Source organism: Sulfurovum sp. (assembly GCF_049668085.1).
GTDB lineage: Bacteria > Campylobacterota > Campylobacteria > Campylobacterales > Sulfurovaceae > Sulfurovum.
In genome coordinates, this window is record NZ_JBATIY010000116.1 from 1 (window position 1) to 13,039 (window position 13,039).

The 13,039-nt window shown below is 36.6% G+C and carries 11 protein-coding genes; 2 read left to right on the forward strand and 9 right to left on the reverse strand.

What is annotated here, in order from left to right:
- Nucleotides 1-598: 598 nt before the first annotated feature.
- From WBM70_RS07395 to mqnE, 6 genes are all read right to left on the reverse strand, one after another.
- Complete coding sequence (locus WBM70_RS07395) at nucleotides 599-2,401, reverse strand: citrate/2-methylcitrate synthase (protein WP_424557860.1); 1,803 nt, start codon at nucleotides 2,399-2,401, stop codon at nucleotides 599-601.
- A gap of 10 nt (nucleotides 2,402-2,411) precedes the next feature.
- Nucleotides 2,412-3,749, reverse strand: coding sequence for an ATP citrate lyase citrate-binding domain-containing protein (locus WBM70_RS07400; RefSeq protein ID WP_424557861.1), 1,338 nt, complete (start codon nucleotides 3,747-3,749; stop codon nucleotides 2,412-2,414).
- A 131-nt stretch (nucleotides 3,750-3,880) separates the two neighbouring features.
- On the reverse strand, nucleotides 3,881-4,966 hold the full coding sequence (locus tag WBM70_RS07405; protein WP_424557862.1) for a hypothetical protein: 1,086 nt from the start codon (nucleotides 4,964-4,966) through the stop codon (nucleotides 3,881-3,883).
- 9 nt (nucleotides 4,967-4,975) lie between these two features.
- Complete coding sequence (locus WBM70_RS07410) at nucleotides 4,976-5,545, reverse strand: anthranilate synthase component II (protein WP_424557863.1); 570 nt, start codon at nucleotides 5,543-5,545, stop codon at nucleotides 4,976-4,978.
- A gap of 1 nt (nucleotide 5,546) precedes the next feature.
- On the reverse strand, nucleotides 5,547-5,999 hold the full coding sequence (locus tag WBM70_RS07415) for a phosphoribosyltransferase (protein ID WP_424557864.1): 453 nt from the start codon (nucleotides 5,997-5,999) through the stop codon (nucleotides 5,547-5,549).
- A 1-nt stretch (nucleotide 6,000) separates the two neighbouring features.
- Nucleotides 6,001-7,062: an aminofutalosine synthase MqnE gene (gene mqnE / locus WBM70_RS07420; RefSeq protein WP_424557865.1), complete on the reverse strand. Its 1,062-nt coding sequence runs from the start codon at nucleotides 7,060-7,062 to the stop codon at nucleotides 6,001-6,003.
- A 61-nt stretch (nucleotides 7,063-7,123) separates the two neighbouring features.
- Here mqnE and WBM70_RS07425 point away from each other — a divergent pair, with 61 nt between their 5' ends.
- Together WBM70_RS07425 and glmS are read left to right on the forward strand one after the other, a co-directional pair.
- Nucleotides 7,124-9,595: an HD domain-containing protein gene (locus WBM70_RS07425; protein ID WP_424557866.1), complete on the forward strand. Its 2,472-nt coding sequence runs from the start codon at nucleotides 7,124-7,126 to the stop codon at nucleotides 9,593-9,595.
- Nucleotide 9,596: 1 nt separating this feature from the next.
- Nucleotides 9,597-11,405 carry a glutamine--fructose-6-phosphate transaminase (isomerizing) gene (gene glmS / locus WBM70_RS07430; RefSeq protein WP_424557867.1) on the forward strand — a complete coding sequence of 603 codons (1,809 nt, stop codon included), beginning with the start codon at nucleotides 9,597-9,599 and terminating at the stop codon, nucleotides 11,403-11,405.
- Nucleotides 11,406-11,472: 67 nt separating this feature from the next.
- On the opposite strand, the gene WBM70_RS07435 is transcribed toward glmS, so the two are convergent.
- From WBM70_RS07435 to WBM70_RS07445, 3 genes are read right to left on the reverse strand one after another with little or no spacing between them, the layout of a single operon-like run.
- Nucleotides 11,473-12,186: a choline/ethanolamine kinase family protein gene (locus WBM70_RS07435; protein ID WP_424557868.1), complete on the reverse strand. Its 714-nt coding sequence runs from the start codon at nucleotides 12,184-12,186 to the stop codon at nucleotides 11,473-11,475.
- The gene (pnuC, locus tag WBM70_RS07440) at nucleotides 12,170-12,778 is read right to left on the reverse strand and encodes a nicotinamide riboside transporter PnuC (protein ID WP_424557869.1); all 609 of its coding nucleotides are present in this window, start codon (nucleotides 12,776-12,778) and stop codon (nucleotides 12,170-12,172) included. Before pnuC ends, WBM70_RS07435 begins: the two co-directional genes overlap by 17 nt.
- Nucleotide 12,779: 1 nt before the next feature.
- A complete protein-coding gene (locus WBM70_RS07445; RefSeq protein WP_424557870.1) occupies nucleotides 12,780-13,034 on the reverse strand; it encodes a YkoF family thiamine/hydroxymethylpyrimidine-binding protein in 255 nt (84 codons plus the stop codon).
- Nucleotides 13,035-13,039 lie beyond the last annotated feature (5 nt).

Here is a 13,039-nt window from a genome sequence, read left to right on the forward strand (position 1 = left end):
TTGGTTGTCAAAGATCACTCAATAACACTCTTTCTAACAACTCGTTAGAGGTCCATGTGTTGTTGGACGCGTATTATAGCACCGACTCCCTTTATTGTCAAGGGTTTTTTGAACTTTATTCAAAATTTACTGAAATTCTTTTTTTACTTACATTATATAGGTAAAATTGATAAAAACTGGCTTATTTTAGTTCAATTTACGTCAAATGCCCAATGAGACATTACTTGACGAATGCTAAAATATTCTCTATATAATTTAAAGCTATATTATTACTTTTATTATAAAAATATAAATGAGGATCGGATAAGAAAAAAATAGAGATACAGGTATAATTTTTTAGAAAAAAAAGAAGATCAGCTAATTATTTGTCTAATTTTAGACTATTAAAATGCATACATTCTTCTTTTAGCGTGAAAAATAAAGAAAATATGATTTGAATACAGGATCTAAATAGTGTATATAAGCATCAAATTTGGAAATAAATAATTTTTAATTTTTAGTAGATTTTATGAATGGAGTTATATATGAAGAGGGTTTAATTACAAATAACTGAACGAAACCAAGTTCGTCCAGCTGGGTATACAACAGAAGAAGGGAATTATAGCTCTTCTGCTTTTTTAACGTCGTAAAGGATATCATCCATTGGATGTCTGTACATCGGCATTGCAAGACGTTTTTCATCAAGAATATGACCAATAAACCCAATACTTCTACCAAGGATAAAGAACGCATTAAGTGCACCCGCTTCGATGAATACATCGATCTCTTCATCAGTGTAATCTAAAGCTCTCCACATATCAACCATAAGAATACCGATAGTACCATCAACATTAAGAATGAGGTTCTCTTTCTTAGATGTAGTCAATGCCTCTACTGTTCTTGCATAATCAAGAAGTGGTGTTGCAGGGAAATTTTCTGCAGCAAAGTCCATAAGCCCCTTAACTCTTAGATCAGGATTCTTAAGTGACTTAATTCTGTGTCCGATACCTGGAATTGGTATACCTTGCTTCTTCATATGTGCTAAGAACTCTTTTGGTGAAAGGTTATGATCATCTGCATACTTGAAGTGTTCAGCTGCACCATCAATTGCCCCACCAAATCTTGGTCCGATTGTAAGAAGACCAGCGATAAGTGAAGAGATAACATCTTTACCAGCACGTGCAGTTACTTTTGCATTGTGCGCACCTGATACTGCTGGTCCATGGTCTGCAACTGTCTTAAGTACAGTTTCTAAGAAATCAACAGCCCATCTTGGGTATCTTTTCTTAAACCAAAGAATCGACATTACATCACCAACTGTAAATCCTGTATCTGGTGTTGCAACAGATGAAATTGGGAAACCACAGTAGTGTGCTTCTTCACCTCTATCATCAGAGATCGTACAGATAAACTCTTTAGATCTTCTCGCTTTAGGAACCGTGTTCATTTCTGGCTCTGGAATTGCAGGTAAATTAAGGCTTGTAAATACTTCTTTAATCATAGCTGGAAGGTCATTGAATGATGCTGGAACATGAATACCAGCTTCTCTCATAGCATTGTTTTTGTACTCAGCAGTTTCAGAATCAGCATTTGCAGAAGCACCTGCGTGACCGAATTGAACACCTGAATCATAATACTTAGCAATTGTACCGATACACCATGCGATAATTGGTTTTTTGATCTTACCTGATTTAACCGCTTCGATCACTTTGTACTCTTCAGTACCACCAACTTCACCAAGAAGGATCATATATTTTACTTCCGGGTTCTCTTCCATTCTAAGAAGATTATCAATAAATACTGAACCAACGAATCTGTCTCCACCGATCGCTACACCTTCAGCAATACCATCAGCATTGATAGCAATGATATTAGAAAGCTCATTGAAAAGACCACCTGAACGTGTTACTAGACCACAAGAACCAGCTCTGTGTAATTTAGAGTTGATGATGTTGTCAATAGTACCACCGATGTTTGCAATTTTAAATGCACCTGGAGCAATAGCACCAACAGTTGCTGGTCCAATTACTGTTACACCTTTTTCTCTCGCAAATTCGTTCATACCACGTGCAAGTCTCTCAGGGATACCTTCAGCTGTGATCATGATAGATTTGAATCCACCAATGTTAAGTGCTTCCATAGTTACATCATATGCTGTTCTGAATGATGCGAAGTTAAGAAGTGACTCAGCCTCTGGATGAGCAGCTTTTGCTTCAGCAGTTGTTTTGTAAAGTGGGATCATGATCTCATCGCCACCCCAGAAAAACTTATCAAATTTGTTACTTGAAGTAGGAGCAACGATAGCTGCTACTGATGGCTTTTCTCTTTTAATTGTGTAATCATAGTCTAACATTCTTTGGATAGCAGTTTTATTGTTATTCCAAAAAATTGCTTGTGTGTCTTTAGTAAATAATTTTGACATTCTTCTCTCCCTACGCTTCTAGTGCCATACGCACGATGTCTGTAACATGTGTCTCTGGTCCATATACTTCAATGTAAAGACCCATTCTATCAGCTGCTTCTTTAATATCTTTAAGACCTTTTTCATAGTTTGGTCCACCACGTCTAACGTAAATCTTGACTCCTACTTCTTTCATTTTATCTTGATACTCTTCAAATGCTTGAATGATACCTGTAAATGTTTTTGCAACATCAGTAAAGTTAGCGATCGCTCCACCAATGATAAGGATCTTATCTCTACCCTGTGCATCTTTTTCTCTTGTCATAAGATCAAGAAGAGTTTCTGCATAGAATTTAGTCTCACCAGTTGTTGGTCCACCCGAGTACTCACCATAGTTAGCAAGGTCATCGATACCGGCAAAATCAGCAATAGTATCAGCATATACAACTGAAGCACCACCACCAGCTACCATTGTCCAGATACGTGCTTCTGGTTTAAGTAGTGTCAATTTAAGTGAAGCACCTGTTTTAGCATCTGCTTCTTCAATCGCTTCAACTTCTGGAGATTTAGCTTCCATACCAAATGCAGTTGGGTAAGCAACATCACCCCACTCTTCTACCATCATAAACCCAGCAGTATCATCTAGCTTTGCAACCATATCGAGAAGTTCGATCTTGTTTCCTTGCATTACAAACGGGTTGATCTCAAGGTATGCAAAGTTTAATTCTCTGTATGCTCTAAAGAAACCGATTGCAAACTCAGCAAACTGAGCTTTGTCTTTTTCTGCAACATCAGCAGGAACATTCGCTCTGATTCTTTCAGCGATCACATCTTCAGAGTCAGTGATCTTGAATGCAACTTCTGTTACTTTTTCTTCCCAACCCTCTTCAACTTCCATACCACCTTCAGCAGACATATAAAGCATATCGTCATCACCTACACATGTAGCAGAGATATAATACTCTTCTTCCTGTGAGTGTGGTGTAAATGGTTCAACTATAAAGTGAGTCAACATATCAACTGATGGTTCACCTGTTGGTGTATCACCATCAAATGAGAAATAAACTGATTGCTCAGTACTTGACTTTTCATCGATCCAGCTAACAGCTTTAGCTAATGAAACATCACCTGGTTTAGCATCTCTAAAAAGTACTAAATCGTTTTTACCTCTTTTACCAAAAAGCATATCTGGTTTTGCAACCAATGCCTTTTCGCTTAACCATGTGTTTGCTTTTGCAGCTTCTGTTAGTTCTGATCCATTTTGAACCATTACTGTTTCATATGCATAAGTAAAATCTGGGAAGTACTTATCCCAATGTTTTGCTAGAATTGACTTTGCGTCATACTCTCTAATCGCCTTTTGAGCCATCGAGTTCTCCTTTAGTTTAGTTCTGTATAGTCTAGCAGGAGATAGATTTAACTTTTGTAAAAGTAATATAAACTATAAGTATAAAGTAAATATTGTGTATTTTAGAAACAGTTTTTGAGGATTTGAAACGCTTACTCAGGACAAGGGAGAATTTCATAATATCTGAGCTGATAACGTTCTCTTCCATGTGCCCCATCGTAACACTCTATACCTTCTGATTTTAACTCTTTTGCCAAAAGATAGGGTTTGTATATTCGGTGTGCAAAATGCTTTCTAGGGTCCTCTAGCACCAAATATAATGATTTATGTCCAACTATAAGGAAAACAGTTAAAGCCAGAAAGGAAACTACTACTAAAAAACCTCGTTTGTATCGTTTCTGGAATTGAGGCAGACGTACACCAATAGTATCATTAAACAGGCTCAACATAAGTACAATTGCGATCATAACATAAGGAGCAAAGTCAGTAATATGTATACGCTGTCTAATCGAGAGCAGTAAAGAGAACGCAAGTGCCGTAAATGATATGTACCAAATAAGTGATTTATCCTCTTTTAGCAAGATACGATACATTGCATAGAAGAAATAGATAAACAGTAAAGGTGAAAAAACAGTAGCATAAAGGCCAAACACTTCCACAAAATGTCCTGAAGGTTGTCCTCCTATCTCAATACCTTTGGAAAAATAGACAAACGCTAAAAGAAATGCAAAGGACAAAATTGCCAATTTCTTCTCTCTATGCATCACAGCATAAAGTAAAACGGCAACAAAGAAAATAATAGATGCCTCATGTATAAAGAAAAGTGCCAACATCAATGGCGGGAGTAGAAGATAGTGACCTTTTTCATAAAGCAACACAAAAAGTAACACAATAGGCAATACGATAATAGCTACATTTGCCAAGGTCGTTGCAGTAAGGATTCCGGGCAAAAACATAAAAATAAGTGTAGAGAGATAGACATCTTTATTTTGTTTAAAATGACGTTTGCTTAATTCATAAAAAAGTCCTATAGCAAGAAAACCAAAAAAGAGTGAAAAAATTCTTAAACCTATGATCCCGATACCAAGGCTATCACCCCACTTTACCAGCGCACCTACAATATCATCTGAAGTATAAAGTATCTTTGCCTCATGAGCAGTAATGGGAGTTGTTACAGCAAGATAAAAAACAGCAATAGTATAAAAGAAAAATGCTAAAAAGAAATGCTGTTTTTTCATTTTTAGATCTTAGAGTTTTAAAAAATTATCTAACATCTCATGTCCATGTTCGCTCATTATGGATTCAGGATGGAATTGCACACCATAAATAGGTTTGTCTTTGATCTGCAGTGACATGATCTCATCATCATCTTTACTATGTGATGTCGCAATTATAGTGTCAGGCAAAGTCTCTTTTTTAACAGTTAATGAGTGATAACGTGTAGCTCTGAACTCATCTGGTAGATCTTTAAAAATAGGTGTCTGAGCATCTACAACGATTTGTGACGTTTTTCCATGCATCATATTTTTAGCTCTGATCACATCTCCGCCAAAAGCCTGTGCAATGCTCTGATGTCCCAAACATATGCCAAAAATAGGTGTAGTATCCGCGAATTCTTTAATCACGTCCAGTGTCACACCTGCATCATCTGGTGTAGAAGGTCCAGGAGAAAGGATGATCTTTTCAGGATTCAGTGCTTTTATCTCATCTATAGTCATTTCATCATTACGTATGATCTTTAGATCTGCACCCAATTCTCTACAATACTGCACTACGTTGTAGGTAAAGCTATCATAGTTATCTATCATTAATACCATTTTATATCTTCCTCTTTATATCTTCTGTCCAAAAAAACTCGATCCACTTATCTGCTTCCTTGACATACCAATCTGGAGCTATTTTAGCACTTTTCTTATAAAAAAGTGCCGCTGTTTTAAAGTTAACGTTTGGATATGCTTGACGTAATACCTTTAAAACCTCTACCAAAGTATCACCACTGTCAACAATATCATCAACAATAAGTACATTTTTAGCCTCACCCAATTCAGGAATATTAAAAACTTTCACACTCTCTAATTTGATGGTATCATCATAGCCAATTGTATTAATACTGTAAACTTCTCTGATATTGTAATACTCTCCTAGAAGATGCGCTAAAGAGAATCCTCCTCTTGCAATAGGAATAATCGTGTCAAACTTCCAATCTATCTTTTGGGTCAAAGATTTTGTATCATCCAAAAAATCTTCATATGGATAATAACGTTTTTCCATCCTAATACACTTCTAATTCGTTATAAAGACTGTCACGTTCTATAGGTTTGAATCCAGAGTTTTTTATCAAGGCCACAAAATTATCAAGATCCATTCCATGACTGCTTGCTGCCCCAGCTGCAGACTGAATAGACTCTTTTTCTATAGTACCATCCAGGTCATCACAACCGAATTCTTGAGCAATAAGTGCAAGATTTACTGATGCGGTCACCCAGTATGCTTTAATATGCGGAATGTTATCTAACATGATACGGCTAATGGCATAGGTTTTGAGTATCTCCTGCCCTGTAGGAAACTCTTTCACTTTGAGAAAGTTGTTGTCTCTTTGATAGACTAAAGGGATAAAGGCATTAAATCCGCCTGTCTTATCTTGCAGGTCACGTAGCCTGATCATGTGATCTATACGATGTGCACGTGTTTCTACGTGCCCAAAAAGCATTGTAGCATTACTTTCCCTGCCTCTCTCATGCCATTTTTGATGTATCTCTATCCACTGGTCAGAAGTGACTTTTCCCTTACATAGATATTCACGTACTTCTTCATCAAAGATCTCTGCACCACCACCAGGCATAGAGTCAACACCATTTTCTATCATCATATCGATCACTTCATCATAGCTATGTCCATACTCTCTAGTTAAGAAATCTATCTCTGCTGCTGTCATTGCTTTAATGTGTAAATCAGGAAACTGCTCTTTTATCTTTCTAAAAGCGACCATATACCATTCTACACCATCGTTAGGGTTGTGTGCTGAGACAATGTGCATCTCTTTTGCACCATTTTTAACAGAGTTTTTCACAATGTCTAAGATCTGCTCATGGGTCATAGTATATTGGTTTGGATTTTTCCTACTTGCAGAATAGGCACAAAATTTACAAATATCTGCGCAGACATTCGTAGGGTTTATATGTCGGTTTATATTAAAGTAACTTTTATTTCCATATTTCTCTCTACGAATTTCATCGGCAAGCTCACCAAGTGTATAAAGATCAAGATCATAAAGTGCTTCGCCCTCTTCTTGCGTAAGCCTCTCTTTGTTACGTACTTTTTGTATCAAATCCATTCTGCGTACATCCATAGTTATTTTTGGGTATTATACCAATATAACATTATGGAGAGTCACATTGGATACACTTAAAGCCCAAATAGAAGAGTTGCTTTATAACAATGCAGCCGATTTTCAGATCGCCAAAGTACTTAAACAAGATATTAAAATCTATTTTGACACCCTTGAAGAGACTTTTGCTACTTCTGGAGGAAAAGATTTTCTTGTGAAGCATACTAAAAAAATAGACAGTATTTTAAAACTCGTCTACAAAGTGGCTGCACGTGACATGTTTGGTGATTATCTTCCTATGAAAAACTCCATTCCACTTGCACTTGTCGCATTGGGAAGTTACGGTAGAGAACAGCTCTGTGTACATTCCGATATAGATCTTATGATCGTCTACAAAGATGTACCTGGATATAACCTCAAAGAGATGATCGAAAAAATGCTTTACATCCTCTGGGATACTGGTTTAAAACTGGGGCATAGAGTACATACGATCGATGATCTGTATGGTGTATCTCAAACGGATATAACCATTAAAACGGCATTGATCGAATCCCGTATGATAGAAGGGTCAACATTCATTTGGACAGAAACACAAAATGCTATCACACAAATACGTCATAACAATATAGAAGAATTCATACGACTTAAACTGGAAGAGCAAGAGATAAAACACCGTAAATACCCACTTACAATGGAACCAAATCTGAAAGAAGGTGTAGGTGGTTTTCGTGATGCAAATCTAGTTTTTTGGGTAGGGAAAGTACTTTTTAATGTGAGTAATATAAAAAATCTACCCGCTGATATTGTCTCAGAAAAAGAGTACAGAAGCTTTCGTATCGCCTTAGAGTTTTTATTTCGTGTACGTTCTGCCCTTCATCTTGTTACAAAGAAAAAGGAAGATAAATTACGTCTTGACCTCATACCTAGTATCGCAACACTGCTTGGATACGAAAATAGTAAAGATGGGCATATGCGTTTTGCAAAAAAGGTAACAGCGAGCCTTAAATCTATCAGACTATACAGTATTATCTGGCTTGATGCGCTCACTAAGAACTACAACGAAAATAATTTAGGCAAAAATTATGTTTATCCTCGAAAAGATACGAAGAATTTTAATGATATCCTTATTCAACTGAGAGTACATGCGGATGAACCTTTTTATGCACATCCGACACTCCTCCAGCAACTTATAACTATTAAGAGACCTGAGCGACTAAATAAGACATTGTACAGAACTATACGCACACTACTTTATCAACCACATTGTTACTCAATTTTTACAGCATTCTCACATGCAAAACTTTTGAGATACACTATTCCCCCGATCAAAAGAGTTATTGATTTACCTCAATTCGATGGTTATCATCAGTATGCCGTTGATATACATTCACTCAAATGTCTCTATCATTTGGAAAACATAGAAGATGATTTGACACAAACACTCTGGGATGCACTTTCTAATGATGAAAAAGCCATGCTTAAACTGGTGGTATTCTTACATGATGCAGGGAAAGGACGTAAGCGGGATCATCATTTTGTAGGTGCTTCTCTCTTTAAAGTTTTTGCCAGCAAGCTACAGATAGACGATGCACTTATTAAAATGGGAGAAACGCTCATACACTATCATACACTGATGAGTAAAGTTGCGCAAAGAGAAGATCTATATAATGAAACGGTGATATTCTCTTTTGCTTCACATTTTAGAACAAAAAAGCTCTTGGATATGATCTATATTTTAACCTATGCAGATATGAATGGTGTAGGAAATGGTATCTATAATTCCTTTAATGCAAAGCTCCTAAAAACACTTTATAAACACTCTTTAAGTGTTCTGGGACAAACGACTATCATCGATGAAACTGAAAAACGTCTCAAAAAAGAGTTGAGCTTAAAAAGAAATGCTGAATTTCTTAACCTGAGTAGAACACAACAAAAAAAGATCTTACAAATTCCTTCAAACCTTTTGTTTTTACGTTATAACACAAAACGTATACTTGCTATCAGCAAAAAAGCCTTTGAAACAAAGCACTACGAATTTGCCATCATGAATAAAGAATATTTAACAATTGAGATCATACGAAAAGATAACATTAATTTAAGTTACCTTCTGTCAAAACTTTCAAGTTTAGATATAGTCAATATGGATATATGTAAACTTTTTGATGGTCTTAAATATTTTAAAATAGATTTTTCTGAAACTGTCAATGTAGAAGAGATTGGTTTTATTGAAGAGATGATCCATAATGCATTTCAAACACCTCAAAGCAGTACACCCAAAATCCCCCATATTCAGTCAAATGAAATTGAAATCAACTGCGAACATTCAAAAACATATGCGCTTATGCATCTTGATTGCAAAGATCAAAAAGGTTTACTTGCGTATATAATCTATCTCTTTGATCAGATGGGTATCGACATTGCAACTGCTAAGATACATACGCTGAAGAACCGTGTAAAAGATATGTTCCTCATCGAAAAGAATGGAAACTTTTGTCATAATGTTGATACTATAATAGATAAACTTACAGGAAATAAATAAGATGTGTGGAATTGTTGGATACATAGGACCTAAAGAGAAAAAAGAGATCTTGCTGGAAGGCCTACAAGAACTTGAATACCGTGGATATGACTCTGCTGGTATCGCAGTGATTGAAAGCAATAAACTTCATGACTATAAAGCCATAGGTAAATTGGAAAATTTACGCAACAAGACCAAGGCCTATGAGAGTGAGGGTTTTGGTATCTCTATAGGCCATACCAGATGGGCAACACATGGGAAACCAACAGAACTCAATGCACATCCACATTTAGGTGCATACTCTTATGTGGTACATAACGGTATCATCGAAAATTACCAAGAATTAAAAACTGAACTACAAGACGAAGGTGTCAAATTCCTTAGCCAGACGGATACCGAAACGATCGTACACCTTTTTGAAAAATATTACAACAAATCCAGTGAAGCTTTTTGGTCTTTCGAAGAAACAATTAAAAGACTCGATGGCGCCTATGCAACCCTACTTATTACGGAAGCAGCACCTGATACCATTTTCTTTGCAAAAAATGGTTCTCCTATGTTAATAGGGTTTGATAATGATGAAGTTTATTTTGCCTCTTCAGACACTCCTGTCATAGGTAAAGCAACAGAGGTCTATTATCTTGAAGATGGTGAATATGGCTATGTTCAAAACGGTAAGGTACATCTATTTGACAAAAATGGAAGTACAAATTACACTACTCAAACACTGTCTGCTGATAAAATACTGGCTCAAAAAGATGGATACCGCTTTTTCATGGAAAAAGAGATCTACGAACAGAGTCGTGTAATGAGCGAGACAATGATGGGTCGTGTACTGGATGATAGTATCGATCTTGATGAACTGGATGAAAACTTCTTTGAAGGGATCTCTGCTATTAAGATCTGTGCGTGCGGTACCAGCTACCACTCTGCACTAACCTCAGCATACCTTTTTGAACGTATCGCAAAAGTGAGATGTGATGTAGAGATCGCTTCGGAATTTAGATATAAGGAGCCTTTACTTACAAAGGATACACTCTTTATTACCATTTCACAAAGTGGTGAGACTGCAGATACACTCGAAGCCCTTAAAATGGCAAAAAGAGCAGGCCTTAAAAGTCTGAGTATTTGTAATGTGGATAACTCTTCCATCGTGCGTGAAAGTGATGCTGCTATCTTAACAAGAGCCGGTATAGAAAAAGGGGTTGCCAGTACAAAAGCCTTTGCCACACAAACGATGGTACTTTGGATGCTATCTCTTTATGTGGGACAAGAAAAAAATACAGTTTCAAAAGAAGTACTTAAGACCGAAATAGCTGCAATGCTGCATACACCTAAAGCCCTGATCGTTACTGATGATCTACATGCAAAACTACACAGACTATCTAAGCGTTATTTACACGGACACGGTTTCTTCTTCATTGGCAGAGATATCTTCTTCCCACTTGCACTTGAAGGTGCATTGAAACTTAAAGAGATAAGTTACTTACATGCAGAAGGGTATCCTGCAGGTGAGATGAAACACGGTCCTATTGCCCTGGCTGACAGTGAACTCTTCACCATTGCACTTATGCCAAAAACGATGCACTACGATAAGATCAAATCAAATGTAGAAGAGCTGAGTGCCAGAGATGCAACGATCTGTGCGATCTCTCCGGAGACATTTGATCTGGCTGATGACTTCATACAAACACACTATGATTCTCACCCGATGTTAGAGTTTTTTGAGATGATGGTAGTCACACAGCTTCTTGCATTAGAAATTTCTGTAAGACTTGGAAATGATGTAGATATGCCAAGAAACCTGGCTAAATCTGTGACGGTAGAATAAGCGTAGTAAAAACCCTATACCTATAAAGTATCATGCAATACAGAGAGTAGAAAGGTATCTATCAACTTTAGCTTTCCCTCTCTACATTGTCAAACCATTGTAGACATAAAGCTTTATAGATCAGTTTATAAGCATCTAACTTCTCTCTATCCACTTTTGTTCTCTTTCTAAAATACGCTTCTACAAATGTGTTTTCTTCACGTCTGTTCAACTCAAACTCTACACAAATGGATGCAAGATCGAAATATCTGTCATTGATCGTCGCATACTCCCAGTCGATCAATTTTATCATATGAGAAAAAAGTATATTTTTGGGGTTCAGGTCATTGTGACATACCACATGATCCATTTTAACTTTTGCAAGTTTTTTGAATGCTTTTCTGACTTCTATAGATTTTGAAGTGAAGGATTTTTTTAGGTTGATAGGCTTTGTTCTTACAGATATTTGATGAAGACGTTGTAAAAGTGTTGCAATCTTTTTTATCTCTCTTTGATTAAGCTTTTGCTTATGTGTACCTTCAACGAATTCACAGATCATTAAGCCATTTTTTTCATCCAGTATACAAGGTTTACCAGCGATACCTTTTTTGTATGCTTTTTGTTGTATCTTAAATTCAAGTTTCCGGTTTGGACCAGAGAGTTTAAACTCCCTTAATAGATATTTTTTATTTTCCGTATGTAGGAGATGATTGAGATTACAATACCCTTGATCTTCTAATAAATTACCATACTCAACTTTTTGGTCTGCAAACAGTGCATACTTACTAAGATCGATATTCACTGAAAGCCTTACGCCAAGTGAAATAGCCATAGAGTGCTAAAACAATATAGAACATGAACAGGACAATGGTAGCATGATATCCTGACTTCCAGTACAATACAACAGCTGCTGCATCTATAACAACCCAAAAAATCCAATTTTCAAGTATTTTGTTTGCTAACATCCAAGTTGCTATAACAGAAAAGATCATGACAAAACCATCTAAATATGCAAATTTTGCCGGTGTATATGTCGCAGATAAATACCCCACAACCAAACTGATAATAACACCAAATATGATAACAGTGATATTTTTTGACAATGACCAGGAAGTGATCGCTAGATTTTCATTGCTATCTTTTCCTCCTCGCCATAATACAAAACCATACACTGCCATGATCATATAATAAAAGTTGAGTAAAGCAGAAGAGAGCAATGCACCATCCCAGAAGAGGATGGTATAGATAAGTGTGCCAAAAAAGGCGAAGAACCAAGCCCATAATGACTCTTTTGCAGCAAGAAGTACATAGGCAATGCCAAACACTACTGCAAGGATTTCCCATGCCGGCATCGCAGCAAAAGCATCCAGTATGGTTTCTGGGTTAATCTCCATCCTAATAGATACCTTTACGGTTATTTCCTACAAGTTTCATAACGAATATCGAATGAGGTATCTCATCAAAAACAGAAAGAATCTCTTTTTCAAGCAGTTGCATGATGGTATGATAGTCACCATGTACCTGTGTACTCAATTCATTACGTACCACGTCAACACTCTGCTCTTCTTCAAGTGCTGCTATAAAGGCTAAAATCGGTTTCTCATACCCTTCTTGCAAAGGATAGAGACTTATATCTACTGAAATTTCCATTGTAT